At 65.4% G+C, this 25,821-nt stretch carries 21 protein-coding genes; 10 read left to right on the plus strand and 11 right to left on the minus strand.

The features are described from left to right. Nucleotides 1–51: 51 nt before the first annotated feature. The 3 genes from ACOOHB_RS16710 (at nucleotide 52) to ACOOHB_RS16720 (ending at nucleotide 6,219) form a co-directional block, all read left to right on the plus strand. On the plus strand, nucleotides 52–2,514 hold the full coding sequence (locus tag ACOOHB_RS16710; protein WP_420445935.1) for a hypothetical protein: 2,463 nt from the start codon (nucleotides 52–54) through the stop codon (nucleotides 2,512–2,514). Between the two features lie 104 nt (nucleotides 2,515–2,618). Next, on the plus strand, nucleotides 2,619–4,058 hold the full coding sequence (locus tag ACOOHB_RS16715) for a sigma 54-interacting transcriptional regulator (RefSeq protein WP_420445936.1): 1,440 nt from the start codon (nucleotides 2,619–2,621) through the stop codon (nucleotides 4,056–4,058). Nucleotides 4,059–4,182: 124 nt separating this feature from the next. Then, nucleotides 4,183–6,219: a hypothetical protein gene (locus ACOOHB_RS16720; protein WP_420445937.1), complete on the plus strand. Its 2,037-nt coding sequence runs from the start codon at nucleotides 4,183–4,185 to the stop codon at nucleotides 6,217–6,219. A 128-nt stretch (nucleotides 6,220–6,347) separates the two neighbouring features. Here ACOOHB_RS16720 and ACOOHB_RS16725 read toward each other — a convergent pair whose 3' ends face one another. Together ACOOHB_RS16725 and ACOOHB_RS16730 are read right to left on the minus strand one after the other, a co-directional pair. Further along, nucleotides 6,348–7,499: an MFS transporter gene (locus ACOOHB_RS16725; RefSeq protein ID WP_420445938.1), complete on the minus strand. Its 1,152-nt coding sequence runs from the start codon at nucleotides 7,497–7,499 to the stop codon at nucleotides 6,348–6,350. A gap of 36 nt (nucleotides 7,500–7,535) precedes the next feature. Then, nucleotides 7,536–8,267, minus strand: a complete 732-nt coding sequence (locus ACOOHB_RS16730; protein ID WP_420445939.1) for a TetR/AcrR family transcriptional regulator — start codon at nucleotides 8,265–8,267, stop codon at nucleotides 7,536–7,538. Between the two features lie 166 nt (nucleotides 8,268–8,433). On the opposite strand from ACOOHB_RS16730, the gene ACOOHB_RS16735 reads away from it, so the two are divergent. From ACOOHB_RS16735 to ACOOHB_RS16750, 4 genes are all read left to right on the plus strand, one after another. After that, entirely contained in the window at nucleotides 8,434–9,558 is a 1,125-nt protein-coding gene (locus ACOOHB_RS16735; protein ID WP_420445940.1) for an LLM class flavin-dependent oxidoreductase, read from the plus strand. A 57-nt stretch (nucleotides 9,559–9,615) separates the two neighbouring features. Then, on the plus strand, nucleotides 9,616–9,984 hold the full coding sequence (locus ACOOHB_RS16740) for an STAS domain-containing protein (RefSeq protein ID WP_420445941.1): 369 nt from the start codon (nucleotides 9,616–9,618) through the stop codon (nucleotides 9,982–9,984). A 77-nt stretch (nucleotides 9,985–10,061) separates the two neighbouring features. Further along, nucleotides 10,062–11,453, plus strand: a complete 1,392-nt coding sequence (gene nhaA, locus ACOOHB_RS16745) for a Na+/H+ antiporter NhaA (RefSeq protein WP_420445942.1) — start codon at nucleotides 10,062–10,064, stop codon at nucleotides 11,451–11,453. A 64-nt stretch (nucleotides 11,454–11,517) separates the two neighbouring features. Next, entirely contained in the window at nucleotides 11,518–13,638 is a 2,121-nt protein-coding gene (locus ACOOHB_RS16750; RefSeq protein WP_420445943.1) for a sodium-translocating pyrophosphatase, read from the plus strand. Nucleotides 13,639–13,664: 26 nt separating this feature from the next. Here ACOOHB_RS16750 and ACOOHB_RS16755 read toward each other — a convergent pair whose 3' ends face one another. Further along, nucleotides 13,665–14,063, minus strand: coding sequence for a type II toxin-antitoxin system VapC family toxin (locus ACOOHB_RS16755; protein WP_420445944.1), 399 nt, complete (start codon nucleotides 14,061–14,063; stop codon nucleotides 13,665–13,667). Further along, nucleotides 14,063–14,365: a type II toxin-antitoxin system Phd/YefM family antitoxin gene (locus tag ACOOHB_RS16760; protein ID WP_420445945.1), complete on the minus strand. Its 303-nt coding sequence runs from the start codon at nucleotides 14,363–14,365 to the stop codon at nucleotides 14,063–14,065. Before ACOOHB_RS16760 ends, ACOOHB_RS16755 begins: the two co-directional genes overlap by 1 nt. Nucleotides 14,366–14,467: 102 nt before the next feature. Between ACOOHB_RS16760 and ACOOHB_RS16765 the strand changes: the two genes are divergently transcribed. Beyond that, nucleotides 14,468–15,670: an MFS transporter gene (locus ACOOHB_RS16765; protein WP_420445946.1), complete on the plus strand. Its 1,203-nt coding sequence runs from the start codon at nucleotides 14,468–14,470 to the stop codon at nucleotides 15,668–15,670. Nucleotides 15,671–15,748: 78 nt separating this feature from the next. On the opposite strand, the gene ACOOHB_RS16770 is transcribed toward ACOOHB_RS16765, so the two are convergent. From ACOOHB_RS16770 to ACOOHB_RS16790, 5 genes are all read right to left on the minus strand, one after another. Continuing rightward, nucleotides 15,749–16,147: a type II toxin-antitoxin system VapC family toxin gene (locus tag ACOOHB_RS16770; protein ID WP_420445947.1), complete on the minus strand. Its 399-nt coding sequence runs from the start codon at nucleotides 16,145–16,147 to the stop codon at nucleotides 15,749–15,751. Further along, nucleotides 16,147–16,434, minus strand: coding sequence for a type II toxin-antitoxin system Phd/YefM family antitoxin (locus tag ACOOHB_RS16775; RefSeq protein WP_420445948.1), 288 nt, complete (start codon nucleotides 16,432–16,434; stop codon nucleotides 16,147–16,149). Before ACOOHB_RS16775 ends, ACOOHB_RS16770 begins: the two co-directional genes overlap by 1 nt. Nucleotides 16,435–16,503: 69 nt before the next feature. Next, nucleotides 16,504–17,451 carry a hypothetical protein gene (locus tag ACOOHB_RS16780; RefSeq protein ID WP_420445949.1) on the minus strand — a complete coding sequence of 316 codons (948 nt, stop codon included), beginning with the start codon at nucleotides 17,449–17,451 and terminating at the stop codon, nucleotides 16,504–16,506. A gap of 40 nt (nucleotides 17,452–17,491) precedes the next feature. Further along, the gene (locus ACOOHB_RS16785) at nucleotides 17,492–19,465 is read right to left on the minus strand and encodes an ABC transporter permease (RefSeq protein WP_420445950.1); all 1,974 of its coding nucleotides are present in this window, start codon (nucleotides 19,463–19,465) and stop codon (nucleotides 17,492–17,494) included. Then, on the minus strand, nucleotides 19,462–20,490 hold the full coding sequence (locus ACOOHB_RS16790; RefSeq protein ID WP_420445951.1) for a quaternary amine ABC transporter ATP-binding protein: 1,029 nt from the start codon (nucleotides 20,488–20,490) through the stop codon (nucleotides 19,462–19,464). Before ACOOHB_RS16790 ends, ACOOHB_RS16785 begins: the two co-directional genes overlap by 4 nt. 68 nt (nucleotides 20,491–20,558) lie before the next feature. Here ACOOHB_RS16790 and ACOOHB_RS16795 point away from each other — a divergent pair, with 68 nt between their 5' ends. Next, nucleotides 20,559–21,236, plus strand: coding sequence for a TetR/AcrR family transcriptional regulator (locus ACOOHB_RS16795; protein ID WP_420445952.1), 678 nt, complete (start codon nucleotides 20,559–20,561; stop codon nucleotides 21,234–21,236). Here ACOOHB_RS16795 and betA read toward each other — a convergent pair. Together betA and ACOOHB_RS16805 are read right to left on the minus strand one after the other, a co-directional pair. After that, on the minus strand, nucleotides 21,203–22,861 hold the full coding sequence (gene betA, locus ACOOHB_RS16800) for a choline dehydrogenase (RefSeq protein ID WP_420445953.1): 1,659 nt from the start codon (nucleotides 22,859–22,861) through the stop codon (nucleotides 21,203–21,205). The genes ACOOHB_RS16795 and betA overlap by 34 nt on opposite strands. 123 nt (nucleotides 22,862–22,984) lie before the next feature. Further along, on the minus strand, nucleotides 22,985–23,983 hold the full coding sequence (locus tag ACOOHB_RS16805) for a glycine betaine ABC transporter substrate-binding protein (protein ID WP_420445954.1): 999 nt from the start codon (nucleotides 23,981–23,983) through the stop codon (nucleotides 22,985–22,987). 187 nt (nucleotides 23,984–24,170) lie between these two features. On the opposite strand from ACOOHB_RS16805, the gene betC reads away from it, so the two are divergent. After that, complete coding sequence (gene betC / locus ACOOHB_RS16810) at nucleotides 24,171–25,721, plus strand: choline-sulfatase (RefSeq protein ID WP_420445955.1); 1,551 nt, start codon at nucleotides 24,171–24,173, stop codon at nucleotides 25,719–25,721. The last annotated feature ends 100 nt before the right edge of the window (nucleotides 25,722–25,821 follow it).

Raw genomic sequence — 25,821 nt, forward strand, 5'->3', positions numbered from 1 at the left:
TCACCGACAGCCGTCAGGCCTAAAGGTGAAGATCGCCGTGACGAGCGAGCCATGGAATCGGATGATTCCGGTGACGCCATCGAAGCGGATGCGTCGGGCGATGCCCTGACCTTCGTTGACCTCTACCAACGATCACGTCGGCTTGAGGCCTGGTCAACGACCCTCAGCGAACGGCTGACGGCGAGGATTCAAGACCGCCTGCACCTTGTGTCCTCTGCAGATTACCTGCTCATTCGCTGGCCTTGGATTGCTTACGACGATGTTGAACGGCACCGCGAGGCAATTTCTGGCTGGCTTGACCGACTCGATGGGGTCGACGCTGACGAACCAGTGATTGCGCGGACCGTGAAGAGCATCGGAGTGCTGCTGCACCGCATTGGCGATGATCCGATCCTCGTTTGGGCAAGACAGGATTCAGAGCAGCTTGAGACAGTCTGCAATAGCGCGCGGGCGCTGGAACTCAGCGCGTTGCTGGAACGCCGAAACGCGATCTGGGCGCCGGAGCGATACCACTACCGCCTGCCCAGTGGCGAACATACGGACCTATTCATACGCGCGGCGGATGCGCTCCACTCACCGCAAGACGTATCTGCGCTCGTGTGTTGGCTTACGCCGTACCTGAGCGGCGGCGTCGGCGTAATTGTTGACACTGCTGGGTTGACACCGCTGCTGCTGCAGATCGACAGCTTGATGGCGAAGTTCAGCCTTGAACTCGGGCCAACTTCGGTCGTGCCGGAGTACCCGGTGGGACGACCGCTGGTCCGACGCGCCGTCGAAGCCGCATTGAGGGGACCGACCGATCGGCTGCTGGCCCTGCTGTCTGTCAGCTCGACGGGCGCACTTAGGCGGCTCCTGTGCGACGAGCTTGAGCGAGCGATCCAATCTCTCAACATTTCTCGATGTGCGCTTGATGTTCTTGTGGATCGCACTCTCGCTCCAGATCAGTCGGGCGAGTCGAAAACGGATGGCGACGTAGAGGTCACAACATGGCTTGGACTCGGTCGGCCCGAGAGCGGTGGACCACTCCCGACGTGCCAACTGTGTCGCAGTCCTGAGAAGTCGCAGATCGTCGCCATTGACCCGCGGAACTACGGTGCCATGACGCTGCCGACTGCGCAATTGGTGATGCCCGACACCGGGTACGCCCAGAATGCCCACGGATTCTGGGAGTTGGTCAATCAGACGCGCGGAATCGCTATTGAAGCCAATCCGCATCCTGCCAGCAGGGTGGCGCGGGGCAAGCGTACGCCGCTGCCAGTGCGTCCGATTTTCGAACTCATTGCATCGGCAGACGATCTCGCCGCTGCGGTTGGGGCACAACGTGAGCAACTGTCGAGAGCCGGTCCAGAAGCACTGCCTCGGTGTCGCGACATCGGACTTGTGGTTGCAGCCGACAACGACATCGCTGATACGCCGCTGCCTGAATTCGCGGGGGGCGGGAGCGTCAACTTGTCAGAGCGCCTCCGTGTCGTGGTGAGCGCTCTCGGCGTTGATGAGTCTGTGCCGATCGTCGGCATATCTCGCGGGTCTGATCCAAGGGGCGACGACGAGCAGCTCACCGAAGCGCTGGAACGATTGCCTACGGACAAGTCTGCTTTGGTGTTCTCGTGGGGAACCGTGACTGGGCTCACCTTACGCAACCTGAAGACCACCATCGCCGAGAAGCTCCGGACGCTCAAGAGGCCCAATCGCGTCGACGCGTTGGTTCTTCACAGCCGTCCCTCGTCACCGCGAGAGTGGACCGCGTTGCAGAATCAGTTTCGACCGGGCGGGCTCTGGTGCCTCTGGACGAGCTGCCTTACGTGGCTATCGCCGCTGCAGGACGAGCGACGGTTGCTTGACCGTTCCGGCATCGAAACGGGTTCGCTCTCAGACACAGCTCGGCGCTTCCTGTCTGATCGCCAGGAGTTCTTGAGTCTTCACGACACGCACCAAGCGGCTAATGATGACTGGTCGCCGCGCTTGTCGCTCGAGGGCGACGGTCCTGACCCGACGCATGTGTTCTGGGGAATGTCGAGAAGCGACGAACATCAGTCGCATGTGCGGGGAAGGTCCTTGTACGGGGCAGAACTGGATTGCCTGACCGCGTACGGAGCGATCGGTGCGGTCGTGAACCATTCACGCTTGGCAAGCCGATCAGCGGTTGCCCCGCGTTGGGTCATGTTTGACTTGGGGCGCATCGTGAGGTCCTACTTCGACGCGATCATCGTGTGCGCACTGCTGCGTTGGATGCACCCAGGTGAACTCTGGTGGGAGGGCGATGCCAACGAACCCGAGTCGGCACGTGATTCGGTCGCGTTTCTGATCGACCAGGCACAAGGCGAGCCCAGCGAGCAAGTGCTGCTCCTACCTGAGCTGTTGCTCGCAACTGCACTCGGCAAAGTGCCTTCGACTGCGCGCGATCTCGTTTGTGAGAGGGCCGGCGCTGCGCTCGAGGAGTGGCGCAGGAACAACGAGTTCGATGCAGCCCGTGGCGCAATCGAGGTGGGGCTGAAGCTCCTCACGAGAGCGTGATGCGTTGACACGAGCCAACCGCGTCACATACGAGGCCTCCTCTACAGACGACTTCGCCGCCGTTCGCAGCACTCCTTCGACGACAGGCCACTAGTTTGCCCGCCATGACCCAACCCACGACGCTCGGCGAACTGCGCAAGATCGGTTGGGTCTCCCGGCCGGTCAAAGACGAGATGCGTGCGAACGCCGCGAAGGCCGTCGCAGCGGGCGAGCCGCTGTTCGAGGGCGTGCTGGGTTACGAGAACACGGTGCTGCCCCAACTCGAGAACGCCATGCTGGCTGGTCACGACGTGGTCTTCCTAGGCGAGCGGGGCCAAGCCAAGACCCGCATGATCCGCTCGCTGGTGAACCTGCTGGACGAGTGGATGCCCTACATCGAGGGCTCGGAGATCTTCGACGACCCCTACAACCCGGTTTCCCGTCACGCCCGCGACCTCGTCGCCGAGCACGGCGACGACACGCCGATTGCGTGGGCGCATCGCAACCTCCGCTATGGCGAGAAGTTGGCCACTCCCGACACCTCGATCGCCGACCTCATCGGTGAGGTCGATCCCATCAAGGTGGCCGAGGGCCGATACCTGTCCGACGAGCTGACGCTGCACTACGGACTGGTGCCGCGCACCAACCGCGGCATCTTCGCCATCAACGAACTGCCCGACCTTGCCGAACGCATCCAGGTGGGCCTGCTCAACGTGCTCGAAGAACGCGACGTGCAGATCCGGGGCTACAAGATCCGCCTGCCACTGGATGTGCTGCTGGTGGCGACGGCCAATCCTGAGGACTACACGAACCGGGGCCGCATCATCACGCCGCTCAAGGACCGCTTCGGTGCGCAGATCCGCACTCACTACCCCCTTGATGTGGACACCGAGATGGACATTGCGGCGGCCGAGGCGCGCCCTCTCGATCTGACGGACTTCGATGGCGGCATCACCGTCACCCTGCCCGACTTCATGTCTGAGATCGTGGCCACATTCAGCCATGTGGCTCGTTCCAGCAGCCACGTCAACCAGCGTTCGGGCGTGTCGGTACGCATGACGATCACCAACACCGAGACGCTGGTGGCGAACGCCACTCGACGAGTGCTGCAGCGAGGCGAGCGCCACGTTGTGCCCCGGGTCAGCGACCTGGAATCGCTCATGAGCTCGACGGCCGGCAAGATTGAGATCGAGTCGTTGGAAGAGGGACGCGACGGCAAGATCGTGGAGACCATGCTGCGAGCGGCCGTCTTGGAGGTCTTCAAGAACCGCTTCTCGCCTGACGAGTTGAGCGACGTGGTTGCCAGCTTCGGCGAAGGGAAGGTCGTGCACACCGGCGACGACCTCGGCTCGGAGGCCTACATGGAGCTGCTGGCCGGCAACCAGGCGCTGGCTGTGGCTGCGGAATCGCTGGTTGCTGCGGCCACCGACCCGCCGTCGGCAGAAGACGCCGGTCCAGCGGTGCTCGCCTCGGCCGTCGAGCTGGTGCTCGAGGGTCTGCACCTGTCCAAGCGTCTCAACAAAGAGCACGTGGGCGCCCGGGCGACCTATCGCTCGCGCGGCTGAGTCGCTGCCCCGGCTGCGACCGTGACAGAGTGAAGAACATGCAGGACGGCGCTGGATTTCCGAGGCGCGAGAGGGCACTCGCGACCGACGGAGCAAGCACAGACATGCGCGAGGACCGGGGTCGATGAAGATCCGCTGGCGCCGGTCCCGCCGCGAGGGCGCTCGCTTCCTCTATTCCGCATGGGACGGCACCCAGACCGGCTTCGACTTCGACGCGGACAGCTTGTTCGCCGAGATGACCGACGATCTGCTGTACCACGGCGATCTGAACGCCGCCCTGCGCCGTCTCATGCAACAGGGCTTCACCGACGCCGAGGGCAACCGGCTCGAGGGCCTGCGCGAAATGATCGAGCGCCTGCGTGAACGCCGCTCCGAGATGCTCGAGCAGTTCGACCTTGGCGGGGTGTACGACGACATCGCCCGTGAGCTCGACGAGATCACCGACACCGAGCGCGAGGCGCTGGAGGAGTTCGCGCAGGACGCCGCCGACAGCGGCGACGATCGCCGTAACGAGATCGCCCAGACCAGCGCTGCTGAGCGCAACCTGCAACTCGACATGCTGCCGTCCGACCTGGCCGGGAAGATGCGGGGCATGCAGAGCTACGACTTCGTCTCACCTGAGGCCCGCGAGCAATTCAACGAGTTGGTCGAGCGGCTGCGCCAGGAGGTAGCCCAGAGCTACTTCGACCAGATGACCGGTGCGATGGGCAACATGAGCCCCGAAGACCTGGCCCGCACCAAGGACATGATGGCCGAGCTCAACCAGATGCTCGAACAGCGTGCCCGTGGCGAAGAGCCCGACTTCGAGGGCTTCATGGATCGCTACGGCGACTTCTTCCCCGAGAATCCCCAGTCGCTCGACGAGCTGCTCGAGATCATGGCCAAGCGCATGGCAGCCATGGCTTCGATGCTGAACTCGATGACCCCCGCCCAGCGACAGCAACTCGCCGACCTCGCAGCTCAGCTCATGGACGACATGGACCTGCAGTGGCAGGCCCAGCAACTCGCGCAGAACCTCCAGCAGGCGTTTCCCGAAATGGGTTGGGACCGCAACTACCAATTCGGGGGCGATGATCCGCTGTCGATGTCCCAGGCGGCCGACGTGATGGGCCAGCTCGGCGATCTGGACGCGCTGTCGGAGATGCTGCAGGGCGCTGTCAGCCCGTCTGCGCTTGCCGAGGTGGATCCCGAGCGGGTCCGGGAACTCCTGGGCAACCAGTCCGCCGAGGCGCTGGAACGACTCAGCGAGATGGCCCGCATGCTCGAGGAATCAGGCCTAGCCCAGCACACCGAGGGTCGCTTGGAGCTGACGCCCCGAGCGCTTCGCCGCATCGGGCAGAACGCGCTCGGCGACCTGTTCAACCGCCTGATGGACGACAAGGTGGGCAGCCACCAGGTACGCAAGTCCGGGGTTGGCAACGAGTTCGCCTACGAGACCAAGCCGTACGAGTTCGGCGACACGTTCAACTTGAACATCGAGCGAACCGTGCGCAATGCCGTGTCCCGGCAGGGGACCGGCACGCCGGTGCGCCTCACGCCGGATGACTTCGAGATCGAGCGCTCCGAGTTGCTTTCGCGAGCCTCGACTGTGCTGATGCTGGATCTGTCGCTGTCGATGCCGATGCGCGACAACTTCCTGCCGGCCAAGAAGGTCACGATGGCGCTGCACTCGCTGATCTCGACGCAGTTCCCACGCGACTACCTGGGGATCGTGGGCTTCGCCGAATCAGCCAGGGAGCTGACGGCCGCCCAGCTGCCGGAAGTGTCGTGGGACTTCGCCTACGGCACGAACATGCAGCACGGCTTCATGATCGCCCGGCGCCTGCTGGCCCGTCAGAGCGGCTCGAAGCAGATCATCATGATCACCGATGGCGAGCCGACAGCCCACCTTGCCCGCGACGGCCGGCCGTACTTCGCCTACCCGCCAGTGCGCGAGACCATCGAGGCCACGCTGCTGGAGGTGGCGCGGGCGACTCGCGAGAACATGCGCATCAACGTGTTCATGCTGGACCCGAACAGCTACTTGCGGGCGTTTGTGGAGAAGATGACCGAGATGAACGGGGGGCGGGCGTTCTTCACTAGTCCCCACGATCTGGGCGACTACGTGCTCGTCGACTTCCTTGAGCACCGGCGGCGTCTGAGTTCTAGCGGCCGGTTCTAGCCGCCGTACTCCCGGGGGCACGGGGGCGGCGGCGTCCGTGCTTCAAACAGATGCAGCGCCTTTGCTGGGGTGCGGGGTCGCAGGGGCGCTGCATAACTGCGCGCGGACACCGCCGCCCCCGCGCCCCCTTATGTCTGAGAGCCGAGCGTTGGTTGGGTCTTGTCGGGGGTCGGCAGGGGTGGGGCGACGTTGCGGACGGTGAAGACTCCGATGGCGGAGATCAGGACGAGCCCTGCGCCCACCACGCCCAGCGCGGTGGTGCCGAGGCCGTCGATCAGCAGACCGCCCAGCAGCGGTCCGCCGGCGCGGCCTGCGGCCATGACTGCTTGGGCGTCGCCGGCACGTTCTTCGGGATAGCGGGACCGGCTGGCCAGGACTTCGAACACTCCCGGTATCGCCAGCCAGAAAAAGAAGCCCCACGCCACGAGCGCACCGAAGAACAACCACGAATGCGCTGATGTCGCGATGAGGATCACGCACGCCGCTGCGGCTGCCATCGGGGGGCTGGGGAACTTGCGGGGGGCCTTCCAGCGAACCGCCGGGATTGCAACCAGGGCGTTGAGACTGAAGCCGACCGCGATCACCGTCACCGACATCGATGTGTTGGCGGTTCCCAGGACCACGGCGAACACGAAGACCGAAGAGCCGCCGAGGGTGAACAGTCCCAGACAGATCAGCAGGATCCGGGCGGCGGGCACGGCACGATTGCGCGTGGCCGTTCTGGGGAGATGATCCACTGCGCTTCGGTAACCGAACGCGAGAGGGACGAGCGACACGACCGCCAGCGCGCCGAACACGAGCCGTGCGCCGCCAGCGGTGAGGAGCACCGAGATGAGCGGTGCCGCGATCAGCCCGACCATGGGGCCCGTCACCGCCACATCGTCCATTCGACGCGTGTCGCCGAAGGCCTGCACCCATCCGTACCAGGCCAGAAGCCCCAGCGCGAGACCGCTGAGGAGCCGCAACGCCACGAGCACCGCGAACGCGGGCAGGGCGGCCGAGGCCAAATTGGCCGCCGCGGCTGCCCCGAGACTGGTGACGAACACCCACCCGCGTGGCTGCAGCCAGCGACCAGCGCCCCATGAGGTCACCACGAAACCGCCCAGTTGGAAGACGCCGATCAAGGAGGCCGCGCCGAGGCTGATGCCGTAGTGGTCAGTGATCTCCGGCAACAGGAACGGCGTCGACACGAACGCGAGGACGCTGAAGCCGACCGCTAGGAGGATGCCGATCTTGACCGTGGGCCGCAGCAGCAGCGCGAGCCGGATGGGGAATTGCACCAGCGAAAGCTACTGCTGAGAACGACTATTCGAAGTTCAGGCGGGCTGCAAGCCGGTGAGGACCATGTCGGCGAATTGACGGGCCAGGTCGTCGAGGCGGAGTTCGCCGCTGGGGCGGTACCAGCTCGCGAGGGAGTTGAGACCCGAGATCATCAGCCTGGCGAGGACCTTGGCGTTGGTGTCTGCGCGCAGCGAGCCGTCGGCTTGGCCTTCGGAAATCAACCCCACCCAGAGGTTCGCGAATTCACGCAGCGGCACCGTGAGGTTCTCTCGGGTATGCGGCGGCGACTCGTTGTAGCAGCGAATGTTGGCAACAGTGAAGCTGCTCTCGGCCACGATGCAGTTCACGTACGCCACGATGGTCTCGGCCAGCCGATCCGAGCCTGAGGCATCAGGACCCAGAGCTTCGAGCGCTGCGTCGATGGCGCTGCGGGCGTGATCGATGCCGACACGCAACACCTCCTCGACGATCGCGTCTTTCGAGTCGAAGTGGTAGTAGAGGCTGCCGGCCTGCATCTCGGCGGCGCCGGCAATGTCGGTCAGCGTGGTGGCGGCGTAGCCGTGGCACGAGAGCAGGCGCGCAGCAGCGTCGAGGATGCGCATCCGGCTGCGCTCGCCTTTGCGGACCCGACGGCCGTTGCCATTGCCATTGCCGTTGAGGTCGTTCTCATCGGCGTCGGTGGCGACGGTGATGTCCATGGGACCCGACTCGACGGAACTGCCGGAGGCTGCGCCTGAACTGCCGGAGGCTGCATCATTGCTGGCCATGCCGTATGAGAACTTAGCCCTGAACGTGCGTTCATGTAGTGGCAGAACGTGTAGCGGTGTCTTGACACACCCAGGTTGCTCCGCCGGACCGTGCCGAAGTGCACTCACCTACACTCCGCGATGTAGTCGATTGGGCGGCTGCGGGTCGGGCCGACGGGGGGTCGGGGTGAAGTTCAGCTTGTTCATGTACTGCACGATCGGCCGCCGCCACGAGTTGGAGGCCGGCCTCGCAGGACTCAACAACGACTACTACCAGCGCATGCTCGGCGAGATCGCTGAGATCGCACGCTTCGCCGACGAGGCCGGCTGGTACGGCCTCGGCCACCCCGAGCACCACCTGCAGATCGAGGGTTTCGAGATCTCCAACGACCTCAATCTGATGGCCGGCTGGATTGCCCAGCACACCACTCGGCTGCGCCCGATTGCCTGCGGGTACGTGTCGACGACCCATAACCCGCTGCGGGTTGCGGAGCAGGTGGCAACGCTCGACCACATGACGGGCGGGCGCCTGTGCTTCGGGGTGGTGCGCGGCTACCAGCACCGATGGGTGGACCAGTTCAAGATCCGTCCCGACCTCGCCGCTGTCGGCAAGTGGAACCGCGGTACCCACGAAGACTCCTACAACCGCCGATTCTTCGAGGAATTCGTCGACGTGGTCCTGACCGCACTCCGCAGCGACACGTTCTCCTACGAGGGCGAGTTCTGGCGCTTCCCCAACGACAACCTCAACCCGCACACTCACACCGTGTATTCCGACTACGGCGCCGGCGTCGATGCCGACATGACGATCCACGAGGTCGGCATCGCGCCACGCCCGCTGCAGTCACCGCACCCGCCGCTGTACGGCGGCTTCACGATGTCGATGAGTTCAGCCGTGTTCTGGGCGCGCTATGGCGGCACGCCGATCGTGCTGAGCGACAAGATGGACTTCTGCGAGGCGCTCTGGAAGGCATACCGCGAAGAGGCAGCTCGCCATGGCGTCGACAAGCCTCGCGGGCACGAGTGCGGCTGGGGCGGGGTGGCCGTGTGCGCGCCGACCGACGAAGAGGCTTGGAGCCAATTCGCCGACATGGAGTGGTTCTGGAACCAGTGGGCCATCCAGTTCGGCCAGGGCATGCCGCTGCAGCTCGTCGGCAGCCCCGACACGATCAGCCGCCAGATCGAAGAGGCGCAGACACTGCTCGGCATCGACGAGGCCTTCTTCCTGGTTCCCCAGGGCATCCACTCCGCCGACCAAATCAACGCATCGCTCGAACTCATCAGCGACAAGGTGATGCCTCGCTTTGCGTGAGCTGGACCCAGGGTCCATGACTCGCCTGCCCCTGGTCCGACGCCTTGGGGGGCTGGGTTGATCTCTGGTATCTCCGAGCGCACGTTCACCGCGCAAGACGGTTCGAGTGCCGTCGTTGTGACCCCTCGTGGCGAACTCGATCTTGGGGCCATTGCGTCGCTGGACGGTGCGCTGAGGTCAGCGCTGGCCGCCTCGGGATCACCGCCGAGGCTCGTCATCGACCTGTCCGACATCGACCTGCTGGCACCGGTCGTCCTCGGCGTGCTGCTCGACGTGCGGCGACGCTGCCAGGGCGCTGGAGGCGCAATGTCGCTGGTCGTCACGAGCCCTGAAATCGGCGCCACACTGGTCGACGCCGGCGTCGAGCCGCTCTTCGACGTGGCCGCCGGGCTCCAAGACGCAATACAGCGTCTTTCCGCCGGCTGAACATCGGCAAGCGACACACCATTTGGGCCGATCAGCGGCAAGGCCCCCGTTGCGGCGGCCCTATCCTGTGCGCCCGTATGGCCGGACCGGAGTACCTGTACCTGCGGGAAACCTTCGCAGGCGGAAACAGCCGGCTTGCCCGCTTCTTGGCGCGGCCAATCCTGAAGTTCGTTCACCGCGAGGTGGCCGGCAGCGTGCTGTTGCTGCTGGCCACTGCGGCGGCGCTCATTTGGGCGAATTCGCCCGGGAGCGACACCTATTTCAACTTCTGGCACACCGACATCGACATCTCGATCGGCAGCTTGCACCTGCATCCGCTGACTCTCGAGGAGTTCGTGAACGACGCGCTCATGGCGCTGTTCTTCTTCGTGGTCGGGCTGGAGATCAAGCGGGAGCTGGTGACGGGCTACTTGGCAAGCGTGCGTGCGGCCACGCTGCCGGCGATTGCCGCCATGGGCGGGATGGTTGTGCCGGCGCTGCTGTACTTCATGGCGAATCCGTCCGGCGACGCGGCGTCGGGCTGGGGCATACCGATGGCCACCGACATCGCATTCGCCGTGGGCGTGGTGGCGCTGCTGGGCTCGCGGATTCCGCCGATGCTCAAGCTGTTCCTGCTGACACTGGCCATCGTCGACGACATCGGCGCCATTGCCGTGATCGCCATCTTCTACACGAGCGACCTGAACCTCAAGTGGCTGCTGTTCGCTGTTGCGCTCTTGGTGGTCATCAGGCTGCTGACAGTGATGAAGGTACGGGCACTCGAGATCTATTGGCTGATCGGCTTGGTGGCGTGGTACGCCACCTTGGAATCCGGTGTCCATGCCACCATCGCCGGGGTGGCGCTGGGCCTGCTGACGCCTGCCAGGCCGCTGCTCGGACGGGGGCAGGCCCAGGACGTGGTGAACCATCTGCCGGAACGTCCCAGCATCGAGCAAGTCCACCAGGCATCGTTCCTGGTGCAGGAATCGGTGCCGATGACCGAACGGTTGGAGACGATGTTCCACCCGTTCACGGCATTTCTCATCGTGCCGCTGTTCGCCCTCGCGAACGCTGGCGTGCCGTTGTCGGGCGACACGATCTCCGATGCTGCGGGCTCGCCGGTGACCTGGGGCGTGGTGGCGGGCCTGGTCATCGGCAAGCCCGTCGGGATCACGCTGTTCACCTGGGTGGCGACCCGCTTCGGATTCAACCTGCCAGAGGGAATGAACTGGCCGCAGTTCATCGGCATGGGCTTCGCGGCAGGCATCGGGTTCACCGTGTCGATCTTCATAACGGGCTTGGCGTTCGACGACGGCGGCATCACCGACCTGGCCAAGATCGGCATCCTGTTCGCATCCGCATGCGCCGGCATTGCGGCACTCGTCTTGTTGGCCCTGTCGGGCAAGACCGGCGATCATCCCGACGAGCCGCCTACCAGCATGTTCAGCGACCTCAGCGTGCCGCCGGAGTCTTCAGCCACCAATAGCTAGCCTCGCCCACCGTGCTTCGATCCCCCTCGTTGCCCCAAACCCGACGCGACACCGTGAGGTCCAAGTGACTGCTGTTCCGTATCTGGCCCTGATTGCCTCCGTGCTGGCGCTGCTGCTGGCGTATTACTTCGCCAAGGTGGTACTGCGGGCCGACCAGGGCAACGATCTGATGCGTGAGATCGGCGCAGCCATTCGCGAGGGTGCCATGGCGTTCCTGCGCCGGGAGTACCAGTGGGTGTCGGTATTCGTGGCCGCCATGTTCGTGCTGTTGCTCGTAGTGCCCATCGACGGACGGCCGGCCGCCAGCTTCGCCTACCTCATGGGAGCGGTGCTCTCGTCGGTTGCGGGCTTCATCGGCATGCGCATCGCCACCGCGGCAAATACGCGTACGGCCCAGGCGGCCCGCGCCGGGGCAGCCAAGGCGCTGCCGCTGGCGTTCAAGGGCGGCGCGGTCATGGGCTTCACCGTGGCGGGCCTGGCGCTGCTGGGCATCTCGTTCAACTACCTGTTGTGGGTGAAGTGGCTGGGCGTCGACCAGGCCTTCCAGGTGGTGGCTGCGTTCGGGCTGGGTGCCAGCTCGATCGCGCTGTTTGCCCGTATCGGCGGCGGCATCTACACCAAAGCCGCTGACATCGGCGGCGACCTCGTTGGCAAAGTCGAGGCCGGAATTCCCGAGGACGACCCCCGCAACCCCGCAACCATCGCCGACGCGGTCGGCGACAACGTGGGCGACGTGGCGGGCATGGGCGCAGACCTGTTCGAGTCCTACGCCGGGTCGATCGTGGCGCCCGTGGTGCTCGCCTCGCTGCTGGTGCCCGTCTTCCTCGAAGGTGACAGCTTGGCCTCCGACTTCGGCGCTGCCGAAGGGCTCCTTATGTACCCGATCCTGATCGGAGCGCTCGGCATGATCGCCTCGATCGTCGGCGCACTCTTCGTGCGCGGCCGCGAGGGCCGCAGCCTGTCGGGGCAATTGCACACCGGCCAGTACGTGGCGATGGCGCTCACGGTTGTTTTTGCCATCATCGGCACACTGGTGCTGTTCAGCGGCAACCCGACCTTCGGCGTCGGCGCTGATGCCCCCGAGCTCAGCGCCCCAATCTTCCTGGCGCTGACGATCATCGTCGGACTGCTCGGCGGATGGGCGATCGGTTTCACGTCTGAGTACTTCACCTCGGAGCACTACAGGCCAGTGAAGGGCATCGCGAAGCAGTCCGAGACGGGGCCAGCCACCGTCACCATCGAGGGCATTGCACAGGGCAAGCTCTCCACGTTGCCAGCGGTCGTGCTCGTGGTGACGATGATCGGCCTGTCGTACTGGTTCGGAGGGCTGGCCTTCGGCGACGCCGGCAACGAGATCGGGCTGTACGGCGTGGCACTGGCAGCCATCGGCATGCTGTCCGTGACCGGAGTGATCGTGGCGGTGGACGCCTATGGACCCATCGCCGACAACGCGGGTGGCATCGCGGAGATGGCTCAACTGCCGCCCGAGGTGCGTGGCGTCACCGACAGCCTCGACTCGCTGGGCAACACGACCGCTGCAGTGGCGAAGGGCTTCGCCGTCGGCTCGGCCGCCGTCACAGCACTGGCGCTGTTCAAGTCGTTCAGCCTGACCGCCGGCGATCAGGTCTTCCTGGACATCAACGACACAGCGGTGACGATCGGCCTGTTCTTGGGTGCGATGACGCCGTTCATCTTCGCGGCGCTGACCATGTCGTCGGTGGGGCGGGCCGCACAGGCGATGATCGTGGAAGTCCGACGCCAGTTCGCTGAGATCCCGGGCCTGCGGGAAGGCGAACCCGGTGTGAAGCCCGACAGCCGCCGTTGCGTGGACATCTCCACTCAGGCCGCGCTGCGCGAGATGCTCTTGCCCGGTGGCCTCGCCGTGGTGCTGCCGCTGGTCATCGGCTTCATCGACGTGAACGCTCTCGGCGGCTTCCTGGCCGGGGCAGTGGTGACCGGCTTCCTGCTGGCCATCTACATGGCGAACTCGGGCGGCGCCTGGGACAACGCCAAGAAGTACATCGAGGCAGGCGCCCACGGCGGCAAGGGCACCGATGCGCATGCGGCGGCCGTGGTCGGCGACACCATCGGCGACCCGTTCAAGGACACCTCAGGCCCGGCGATGAACATCCTCATCAAGGTGATGACCATCGTCAGCCTGGTCTTCGTCCCCGCCTTCCTCTAACCGCGACGCGAGTCGTCCCTGTTGGTTCATGCGCCGAGGACGGCTAATCCAATCGCTCGGGCGGCACGAGCTTGGCGCCGGTCAAACGTCAACACGGTTGTTGACTCGCCGAGCTGGCGCGCTGCAGCGAGGTGCAGCGAGTCGAGCGACCGGCACAGCGTTTCCTCGGCGATGAGAATCGCGTCGTCGAACGCAGCGGCACCAAGTTCCACAATTTCGAGTGAGTCGAGATCAACTCGGAATTCCCGACGCTTTTGCGACAATTCCGCCCCAGTCAACAGACGCGCGAGATTGCGGCGCACTTCGATCTCGGTGAGGCGCGATGTGGCAAGCGCAGGTTCGGAGTCCATCAGCTCCTGCGCGATGTCGCTGTCTGGCTCCGCGACGTATCGCTTGATCAGGGCGCTCGACTCGACGTACAGCATCAGTCGCCGCGGTCCTCATCGAGCACTTCAGCGATAGTGAGTCCGGAATTCGAGGGAATCGGCCGCGCCGGCCCGAGCGGTCCACGCCGCTTCGCGGGTGTGATCCAGCCCTCGGCAACGCCGCGCTCGATCCTCGCCATGTCATCGAGGACGCGTTGGTCCTCACTGGATTGGCCCAAGCCGGTGAGCTGTGCCACGGGGCGGCCTCGGTCGGTCACGATGATGTGCTCGCCGGCGGCCGCACGTCGCACGCATTCCGACAGGTGCGCTTTCAGCTCACGGATGCCAATGTCAGTGCTCATGAGGTCACATTAACGAAACGATGTGACTACAAAGGGATCGAATTCGACATCCGAGTCACGCTCAGGCACCTGCCGCCGGACAGTGGCGTAGCGTCTGGGGTCGTGCGCGAATCAGCCGCGGTGCGGCGCTCAGCCGCCGATGAGGGTGCTGTAGAGCCTCGGACCGTGCTGACGGTTCTCGTCGGGGTGCATGCCATCAACGACTTCTATGTGACGGTTCTCCCCGCGTTCCTCCCCGCCCTGGCCGACGAGTTCGACTTGAGCTACACGGACCTGGGCGTGCTGTCGTTCGCGTTCACACTTCTGACTGGTGTGCTGTCGCCGGTAGTGGGCGGCGAGGCCGACCGCAGGGGCCGGCGGCGGTGGATCTTGGTCTTCGGCTTCTTGATCGGTGCAGTCGGGTTCTTGGGCATGGCGGCGTCGCCAAGTTTCTGGTTGATCGTCACGGTGAGCCTGTTCTGCGGTCTCGGAGGAGCCACCTACCACCCGCAGGCCACAGCGTTCATCGTCTCGGCCTACCCCGACAAGCGCGGGCGCATGCTGGGTCTGCACGGCTGGGGAGGTTCGTTCGGGCACTTCGCGGCGCCGGCGGCGGTTGTGCTGGCGGTCTCGGTCCTGAACTGGCGGCTGACCATGGTGGCACTGGCCATTCCGATGGTGATGGCGGCCGCGCTGCTGCAATGGCGACTCCGCGAGATTCCCGCCGCGCCGGCCGTGCGACTGCGCGGCGCGTTCAGCGCGCCGCTGCTGATGATCTCCCTGTCGTTCGGGGCAGTGGCCATGGTGGGCATGAGCTTCATCAACTTCTCGGTGAAGATGCTCGTCGACGAGGGTTGGGACACCAACGACGCCGGCGTGATTCTGACCGTCATCCTGCTGGTCGGTGTCGTGGCGCAGCCGCTGGGAGGCTGGGCGTCCGATCGAGTCGGTGGCCGCACGGTGATGATGATCGCGGCCGTCGGCACGACACTGTTCGTGGCGCTGTTCGCGCTCACCGGCGGAGCGCTCTCGCTGGTTGCCATCGGCGGCATTTCATTCTGCATGTTCAGCCTGTTCCCGGTCTCGCTGGCGATGGCCAGCCAGCTGGCGCCACCCACTCAGACCGGGGCGAGCATTGGCGTGGTGTTCGGGGTCTCCGGCTTGTTGACCGCCCTTGCCAAACCCGCCGTCGGAATCCTGGGTGATATCACCGGCGACATCCGGGTGGCACTGTCGTGGCTGCTGCCACTGGCCCTCGTGGCCCTCGTGCTCGCATACCGTCTCGGCCCCAGCACCCGTTACGTCCCTCCTGTGGTCACGAAATAGCGCTGCAACAGCAACGGGCTCACGCTGCGCAAGCTGAGTTCGTCATCCTGCGCGAAACCAGCCCGCGCCAGGTCGGATTCAGGCGCCGAGGACGGCCATGCCGATGGTGCGGGCTGCTTGCGCCTGGCGCCGGTCGAACGTCAGCATGGTTGCAGCAGGGCTCGCTCGACGGGCAGCTGCGAGGTGGATGGCGTCGAGGGACCTGCACAGCGTTTCCTCAGCGATGTGCGCAGCATCATCGAACGTTGCGTCATCAAGCTCGACGATTTCGAAGGCCTGAAGATCGACTTGAAATTCTTGGCGCTTTGATGTGAGGTCTGCTCCACCAAGAAGGCGCGCAAGGTTGCGTCGTACTTCGATCTCGGCGAGACGCGAGGTGAGCAGTACCCGTTCGGCGTCCATCAACCGAAGAGCGACATCAGAGTCTCGTTCAGCGACGTAGCGCTTCACCAGCGCGCTGGACTCCACGTAGAGCATCAGTCGCCGCGGTCCTCATCAAATATCTCGGCGATGGTGAGTCCGGAACTGGACGGAACGGGTCTTACTGGTCCGAGCCCTCCGCGCCGCTTGGCAGGAGTGATCCAGCCCTCAGCGACGCCTTGTTCGATACGGGCCATGTCGTCCAGAGTCGCATCGTCCAGCGGGGTGAGCTGTGCGACGGGACGGCCGCGGTCAGTGACGATGATGCGCTCACCGCCGGCAGCCCGCCGCACGCATTCCGACAGCTTCGCCTTCAGCTCTCGAATGCCGACCTCAGTGCTCATGTAGTCACACTAGCAATTTATGTGGTCACAATAAAGATGAATTGTGACTACACCGGTGTGCGGCCGCGCCTACGAGTCCGTCGAGCGCTCCGCGGGGTCATCGATGTCGTCCTCGGGTTCGAGGCTGTCGCCGTTGGCTGCGTCGTCACTGGCTTCGCCAGAATCTGAAACCTCATCCGCAGTCTGGGAGTTTTCGACATCGGTCGAGTCGGGATCAGACTCGGCATCTTCTGATTCGGCCGCTCTGGCCTCACGGTGCCTGCGCAGCGTGACGAGTGCCGCGAGGGCCAGCACGATCGCGGCGACGATCCCGCTGATCGCTGCGGGGCCCAGTCCGCCCCCGCCGGGCGCCGTCTCGACGTAGATCGTCTCGGGGAGTTCGTCCAGCGCGTCGAAGGGGATCTCCCACGTGTACTTCGACTGGTTTGCCGAATCGGCGTTGTGCTCGACGGCATCGCCAGGCAGCGTCACCGAAATCGTCGCCGTGGGAAGGTCGAAGCCCAGCGCCGTCACCATCTCCAGATCGTCGGGAGTGAGCTCCTCGTCCTCCAACGAACCCGGCCCCAACTCGAAGCGCCAGCCGCCGTCGTCGAGGCGGCGGATGCTGGGGCCGTCGTCTTCAGCGAAGGCGGCCAGAACTTCCTCGGATTGGCTTGCGCTCCATGTGGAGGTCATCGTGGCGATGCAGCTCCCGTCCACGAGGACAGTTTCAGTGGTCGAATCGAGGTTGCCGAGACCGAGATCCAACATGTCGTCGGCATCGGCATCTTCGAGCATCTCGTCGCACAGGTCTTCGGCAGCACCGTCTGCTTCGAGCGCCGCGAACTCGAGCACGGCCTCGTCGACGCTGATCGTCACGATCACCGATCCTGCGCCGTCATCGTGGATGAGAAAATCCATCTCCACGTCGATGCAGGCGGTCGTCAGCACGGCCAGCGACAACGCCGTTGCCGCTGCTGTTCCCATCGACCGCCGGCGGCGTGGGGCGCAGCGAGTGCGCGGGCGCGTGCCAGTCATGAGCGAACCGTAGCCCTCGGGGAGCGGGCTCGTGGCAGATTCAGGTAGCAGCGGGCGGGCGGAGGCGATCGGCTACACCGCGGGTGAGCCGGTCCAAGATGCCCGCCAGCAGGACGATCGCAATGCCAGCCTCGAAGCCGCGCCCCACCGCGTCGCTGCGGCGCAGTGCGTTCACGGTCTCGAGACCGAGGCCGCCGCCGCCGACGAGCCCGGCGATCACCACCATGGCCAGCACCAGCATGATCACCTGGTTGACCGCCACCATCAGCTCGGGCGCAGCCAAGGGCAGCTCGACTCGGCGCAAGCGCTGCCCGCGGGTTGCGCCAAAACTGGTTGCAGCCTCATGAACCTCTGCTGGCACTCGCCGGAGGCCGAGGTCGGTGTAGTGCACCGCAGACGGCAGCGCATACACCACCGACGCGATGATGCCCGGAATGCGCCCCACGTGGAACAGCGTGATGACCGGCACCAGCAGCACGAAGCTGGGAATCGTCTGGAGGAAGTCCAGCACCGGATCTGCCAGCTTCTGGAACCGGTCGCTGTGCGAGGCCCAGATGCCCAGCGGAACGCTGATCGCCAGCGTGGCCACTACCGCCACCACCGTCTGGGCCAGCGTGTCCATCGACAGCTCCCACATACCCAACCAGCCGATGCCGAACAAGGCGATGCCAATACCCAGGCCCAGCGTCACGCCACGCGCCATCAGGCCTGCCAACACGCCGAGGCCGATCATGGCCGGCCATGGGATCTGGGATGAGAGCAGTTCGCGCAGCGGCGTCACCATGTACAAGGTGATGAAGTCGCTGAGCGGCCCGGTGCCAATACCCGACGAGCCGATGTCGTAGAGGTTGTCGCGGGCCCACGCCGTGATGTCATTCACGAACGGCGAGAAGTGCCAGTGCAGCCATTCGGGGAATTCGTTGTGGCCGACGAGCCCGCCGACCACTGCCACCAGTGATGCTGCGACAGCCAGCCAGCGGATTGCCTGCAGATCGGCAGCCCCCACAGCGATGGTTCCGCGGCCGCGCTCACCCAGTGTTGCAACGCCTCGAGAGAAGCGATCCAGGATGATCGCCATGATGACGATCGCGATGCCGGCCTCCGAGGCCTCGCCGACGTCGATGTCGCGCATGGCTCGCAGCACGTCCTGGCCGAGACCGCCGGACCCGATGAATGCGGCGATCACCACCATGCTCATCGCCAGCATCGTCGTCTGGTTGACACCGGCCAAGATGGCAGGGCGGGCGGCAGGGATCTGCACCAGGCGCAGCGTCTGACGCTCGGTCGCACCGAACATCTCCGACGCCTCGACCATCGGGTGGGGAACGTTGCGCAGCCCGATGTCAGTCAGCCGTACCACTGGCGGCAGGGCGAAGATGACCGTCGCAATCAGCGCGGGCACCCTCCCGATGCCGAACAGCAGCACGAACGGGATGAGGTAGACGAACCCGGGCATGGTCTGCATGGCGTCGAGCGTGGGACGCAGCACGCTTGCGAACCGGTCGTTACGCCAAGCGGCGATGCCCAGCGGGATGCCCGCCAGCAACGACAGGAACACCGCCACGCCCATGAGCGCGAGCGTGGCGAAGCCCTGCTGCCACAGCTCAACCATGCCGATGACCACCACGCCGCAGAAGCCGAGTGCTCCGGCCACCCGGCTGCGCACACGCCACAGACCGAGGCCGCAGAAGACGGGGTACACGTACCAGGGGAACCACCGCAGGATTGCTTCGAGTCGCCGGATGCCGGCGTCGGCTAGATCGGTGACGGGGTTCAGCAGCACCGAGTACAGCCAGTGCGAGGTCTGGTTGTTGATGAGCCAGCGCCGGGTTCGATCGATCGGGTCTGCCAGCCCGAGATTCCACGACTCTGGGAAGGCCCCCACTGACGCGGCGAAGCCGACGATCACGAGAGTCACCGACGCTGCAGCCATGCCGACCGCGACCGGCGACGGCCGCCGAACCGACGGCGTCCCAGCTCCCGCAGGCGCGTCGGCCTCGACCGTCTGGCTCATCGCAAGTTTCGTTCCAATATGGCTGCCACGTCGTCCTGGTGCAGTACCCCAATGGGGTCGCCAGCGGCGTTGCACACCAAGACGGGTCGGTGCTCTGAAAGCAGGTGCGGCAGGGCCGTTTCGAGCGTGGCGGTCTCGGTCGTGCGCGGCCAGTCATCGCCGACGACGGTGTCGTCCAGCGGCCGCATCAGCGAGCACGCCGGGAGCACCTTTGCGATCGGCGCGTCCTTTGTGAATGCCCGGACGTAGTCGTCCGCCGGTTGCGTCAGGATCTCGAGCGGTGTGCCGACTTGGGTGAACGCCCCGTCCCTCATGATGGCAATCCGGTCCGCCAGACGGAGAGCTTCGGCGAAATCGTGAGTGATGAACACGATCGTGCGCTGCAGCTTGAGCTGCAGGGCCACGAGTTCGTCCTGCATGTCTCGCCGGATGAGTGGGTCGAGCGCCGAGAAGGGCTCGTCGAAGAACAGCACTTCGGGCTCGACTGCGAGGGCCCGCGCCAGCCCGACGCGTTGCTGCATTCCGCCGCTGAGCTGCTGTGGATAGTGGTCGCCCCAGCCGTCGAGGCCCACGGTGGCGAGCACCTCAAGTGCCCGTTCATGGCGTTCGTCACGCCCGACGCCCTGCACCTCAAGCCCGTACGCGACGTTGTCGACGACTCGCCGGTGGGGGAACAAGCCGAAGTGCTGGAAGACCATGGCCATCTTGCTCCGGCGCAGCTCGCGCAATTCCGCCTCGCCGGCGTCGGCCAGCACCGTTCCGCACACCTCCATATCGCCGTAGGTGGGCTCGATAAGGCGCGACATGCAGCGCACAAGCGTGGACTTGCCGGAGCCTGACAGGCCCATGACTACGAATGTCTCGCCGGCGGACACCTCGAAGCTCACGTCGCGCACCGCCACGAGGCAGCCTGTCTCGGACTGGATCTGCTCTCGCTGCGCGCCTGCGGAGGCCAGCTCGCGCGCTGCATCGACTTTCTTGCCGAAGATCTTCCAGAGACCACTGACCGTGACGATTCGATCCATGGGCGCCTCCGCTGGCCGCGTTACCGTCCAGCCGGACGGGTTCGGCGTGTCGATACGCTGTGCTGACTGTGGCACGATCTTGCCCCCGTGATGCGACAACCGCCGCCGGCACAGCCTCGGCGCTGCCCGCCGACAGGGTCGGATCGCGATCGGGCCCGGTGCAGGTACGCGCCGTGCAGACCCGCGAGCGAATCCTGCAGGCCGCCATCGAGGTCATCCGAACCGACGGTGCCGCCAACCTCACGCTCGATCGAGTCGCGATGGCAGCAGGTGTCAGCAAGGGCGGCTTCCTCTACCACTTCGGTTCGAAGGACGCCCTCATGGCGGGCCTGTTGGACGAAACGCTCGCAGTCCTCGACGACGAGCTGGACATCCGCGAGGCCAGCTTCCGTGCCGCTGATCCCGCTGCCCGGGGCACGTTCGCACTCGCGTACCTCGACTATGTGCGCGAGCCGTACAAGGCAGCTGATGACACCTCGGCGTCGATCCTGGCGGCTGCTGCGCTCGACGACGAGCTGCTCGCGAACACCCGCGAAACGTTCGAGCGTTGGCAGGAGCGCCTCATGCGCAACGACAGACTGGCGGAGAGCACTGGGCTGCTCGCACGCATCGTGGGTGACGGCCTGTGGCTCATCGACCTGTTCGGACTTGCGCCGCCGACCAAGGCCGAGCGCCACGAAGTGCTCGACCTGGTCTCGGCGATGATCTCCGATCACGATGGCAGCGAGGTCGGCTCGGCGCCATAAACCGGCACGTCCAGCGGCGCGAGCGGCACATTGCCGAGCAGCAGGTCGGCGGCTTTCTCGGCGATCATCATGACCGGCGCGTAGATGTTGCCGTTCGTGACCGTCGGCATGACCGAGGCATCCACGACGCTGAGACCCGAGGTGCCCCGCACACCCATCGTTGCGGGGTCGGTGACGGCCCCCTCGTCCGTGCCGAGCCGCGCTGTGCCTGCGGGATGCAATGCCGTCTCCGCATCGCGTGCCACCCAGTCCATGATCTCGTCGTCCGTCTCGGTGGTCGGGCCGGGCGACAGCTCGCAATCGTTGTATGCCTTGAAGGCGGGCTGGTTCATGATGTCGCGCGTCACCCGCACGGTCTCGACCCACTCTCGCCGGTCCTGGGCGGTTGACAGGTAGTTGAACCGGATCGCCGGCTTCGCAGCGGGGTCACGCGAGCTGATGCGCACCCAGCCGCGGGCATCGGAGTACATGGGCCCCACATGGACCTGGTAGCCGTGCTTGCTGACCGGTGCCGAGCCGTCATAGCGCACGGCCAGCGGCAAGAAGTGGAACATCAGGTTCGGATAGGCCGCGTCGGTGTTGCTGCGGACAAAGCCCCCGGCCTCGAAGTGATTCGTTGCCCCAGGTCCCCGCCGTGCCAGCCATTGCAGCCCGATCCATGGCCGGCGCCAGCGTTGCAGATTCGGCTGCATCGAGACCGGCAGTTTCGAGGCGTACTGGATATAGACCTCGAGGTGGTCCTGAAGATTCTCGCCGACTCCCTCTAGCTGGGAGACGACCTCGATGCCGTGCTGGCTGAGCAGTGCCGCAGGACCGACGCCTGACAGCTGCAGCAGCTGCGCCGAGCCGAATGCGCCCGCGCACAGGATCACGTGCCCTGCGCGGGCGACATGCTGGCGGCCCCGCCGACGGTAGGCAACCCCCGTCGCCCGGTTCCCATCGAAGCGCACCTGGCTGATCAGCGCACCGGTGCGGAGCTCCAGATTCGGGCGGTCCATCACTGGATGCAGGTACGCCCGTGCCGCAGACAGCCGCCGGCCGCGGTGAATGTTCCGGTCAAACGCAGCGAAGCCCTCTTGGCGAAAGCCGTTCACGTCATCGGTCAGCTTGTAACCGGCTTGCTGCGCGGCCTCGAAGAACGCCTCGAACAGCGGGCTCGCCGCCGGGCCCCGTTCGAGCACCAGCGGGCCATCGCCACCGCGCCACTCGTCGGTACCCGCCAGGCACTTTTCCATCCGCTTGAAGTACGGCAGGCAGTGCCGGTAGTCCCAGGACGCCATGCCGGGCTGGCTGGCCCACTTGTCGTAGTCGGCGGGATTGCCTCGCTGGAAGATCATCCCGTTGATGGAGCTGGAGCCCCCGAGCACCTTGCCGCGAGCGTGGTACACCCGCCGACCGCTCATGTGCGGTTCGGGCTCGGTTTCGTACTGCCAGTCGTAGAAGCGATTGCCGATCGGCATCGCCAGCGCCGCAGGCATGTGGATGAGCACGTCCCAGCGATAATCCCGGCGACCGGCTTCGAGCACGAGCACCTTGGTGCTGGGGTCCGCACTCAGCCGATTGGCAAGCGCGCAGCCAGCCGATCCGCCGCCGACGATCACGAAGTCATACACAGGATCTTCCATGGACCGCATTGTTCATGATTTGATGCACAGAACTGTGACATGCGAGACGAGCCCCGTCGGCGCCAGCCCCGGTGGGCCGACGCCGACGGGTCAGCGACCGGCTGCAACCTGTGCGCTGCCCGGCTATTGCAGCCAGGCGCTCCAGGTTGCCTCGTTGTCTGCGATCCACTGCGCAGCGGCGTCGTCGACCGACATGCCTTCACCCTCGACGGCGGCAAGCATCGCGATCTGGTCAGCGCTGTCGTAGTTCATGGCTCGCAGCAACTGGTCTGCTGCGGGGGCGTTGTCAGCGAGGCTGGCATCGATGATCTTGAACAGGACATCGGCCGGGTAGTCGCAGTCGACACCGCCGGCATCAGCTGTGCCGTAGCAGGCGTCGCTGTAATCGGGCAGAAGCACGTTGGTGAGGTCGTAACTGTTGAACGCTGAGTGTGGCGTCCACAGGTACACCAGGATCGGCTCTTCCCGGCTGTACGCGGCGTCGACCGCAGCCAAGATCGCAGCTTCGGACCCGGCATATACGACCTGCAATGGCAGGCCCAGGTTGTTGATGATGTCTTCGTCGTACTGCACGAAGCTTGGATCACCGCCCAGGAACTGTCCCAGGTCGCCGGTCTCTGCGGTGGCGAACAAGCCGGCCAGCTCAGGATCGGCGAAGCCCTCCCACGTAGCCAGCTCCGGATGGCGCTCGACCATGTAGGTCGGGATGAACCAGCCGATCTTGCCAATCGGGCCAAGCAGACCCGCGTTGTCCACATTGGCGCCAGCGTTGTCGATGAAGTCGATCACGTTCTGTGCGTGACCCGACGGCCAGACTTCCAGCGAGGCACTGATGTCGCCGGTGTTGATGGCCGCCCATTGGGCGTTCTCGTCGATCTCCACGATCTCGACGTCGTAGCCGAGTTCGCTCTCGAGCAGTTGCGCGGCGACTGCCACGTTCACGGCCGAGCCGTTCCACGGATTCGCAGCCAGCGTGATCGACTCCTGCGAGCCGAGATCGTCGCCGCCCGTGCACGCAGCTGCGAAGAGTCCGAGACCTGCGATCAATGCGATGGGCAGCTTCCAGCTGCCGATCTTTCGATGCCGACGCGTTCGTGCGTCGGTCTTTCGTACTTTGGACATGGGCACCCCCCGGTTTCCTTCCCCGTCCTTCCCCGAATAAAACAGGCCATTTGGACGGTTTTGATCAACCTAGCACGACGAAAACGGGCTGGTGCCGCGCACATGCGCGCGTACCGCACGACCCGAAGACAGCGGAAAGCGAAGCATGTTGCTCGGCCCCGCACAGGCGGGCGTACTGTGCGGTCCGATGAAGACTCCCAACATCCTTATGGTCATGGCCGACCAGCTTGCGCCGCACTTCACCGGCACCTACGGCCACCCTGTCGTCCAGACGCCGTCGATGGACTCGCTCGCAGCGCGCGGGGTCCGGTTCGACGCTGCGTATTGCCATTCGCCGCTGTGCGCACCCTCGCGGTATTCGATGATGACCGGCAGGCGCGCGTCGGCGATCGGCGCATGGGACAACGCGGCCGAATGGAGTGCGTCAGCGCCCACCATCGCCCACTGGTTGAACCTGGCGGGCTACCGGACGGTGCTCTCGGGGAAGATGCACTTCGTCGGCCCCGACCAGCTGCACGGCTTCAGCCAGCGCCTGACAACCGACATCTACCCGGCGAACTTCGCCTGGACTCCCAACTGGGATAACGCGGATGAACGGATCGGCAAGTGGTATCACAACATGGACAGCCTCGCCGAGGCCGGCCAGGCGCTCGCCACCTACCAGATCGATTACGACTCCGAGGTGGGATTCGCCACACGCCGATGCCTGTACGACCTGGCTCGCGAGGCCGATGACCGCCCGTTCTTCCTGGCCGCGGCGTTCATCCACCCGCACGATCCCTACGTTGCGCGCCCCGAGTGGTGGAACCTCTACGACCACGACGAGATCGATCTGCCCGGCCCGTCCCCTGCCGAGCTTGACCCGCACACGGAGCGCATCCGTGCCGGCATCGAGGCCGACACCGTCGGCTGGACGCAAGAGCAGTGCCGCGCTGCCCGCCACGCCTACTACGCCAACACGAGCTACTTCGATTGGTGGCTGGGCGAACTGCTGGGGGCGTTAGAAGAGACCGGACGTGCCGATGACACCGTGGTCATCGCCACCAGCGATCACGGCGACATGCTCGGCGACCGGGGTGCATGGTTCAAGATGTCGTTCCTGGAGCGGTCCGCCCGTGTCCCGCTGGTGATGGCCGGACCCGACATCACCCAGGGTGCTGTGCCGAACGTGTGCTCCCTGCTGGACCTGGCGCCGACGCTGGCAGACATCGCAGGGGGTCGGCCGACCGAGCTCGGCGCTCCGCTCGACGGTCGCAGCCTGTGGCCCGCGGCGACCGGTGGTAGCGACTCGGTCGATGAGACCATCGGCGAGTACATGGGGGAGCTGACCTCCCATCCCATGTTCATGATCCGCCGCGGCCGTTACAAGTACATCCACTGCGACACCGATCCGCCGCAGCTGTACGACATCTCGGCCGATCCGGCCGAGCATCACAACTTGGCCGATCCGGCCGAGCATCAGAACCTGGCCGATCCCGCCGAGGGGGCTGGCGATAGCTCACCGAACGAGTCTGACTTGGCGGCGTCGTTCGCGCAGGAAGTGGCAGAGCGCTGGGACTCCGAGGCGATCCGCTCGGAGGTGCTCGCATCCCAGCGCGCTCGGCGAATTGTGCACGCCGCGGCACCGCAGGGCTGGGACTTCTCGCCTCCCTCGGACCCCGCGAACACCTACATCCGCGATCACATGGACTGGGCTGAAGCCGGCCCCCGGCTCCGCTTTCCCGACGAGCAGAGCTAGCGCCACGGGCATTCCGGAGCGGGCTGGCGGTGCCGGCTGACAGGGCCCGCAACGCAGCCGAAACATCTCGGCAACAGCGCCGACCCGCACTGTGCATCGA

The organism is Candidatus Poriferisodalis sp., from assembly GCF_965215815.1.
In the GTDB taxonomy this organism is placed as follows: Bacteria; Actinomycetota; Acidimicrobiia; order Acidimicrobiales; family Poriferisodalaceae; genus Poriferisodalis.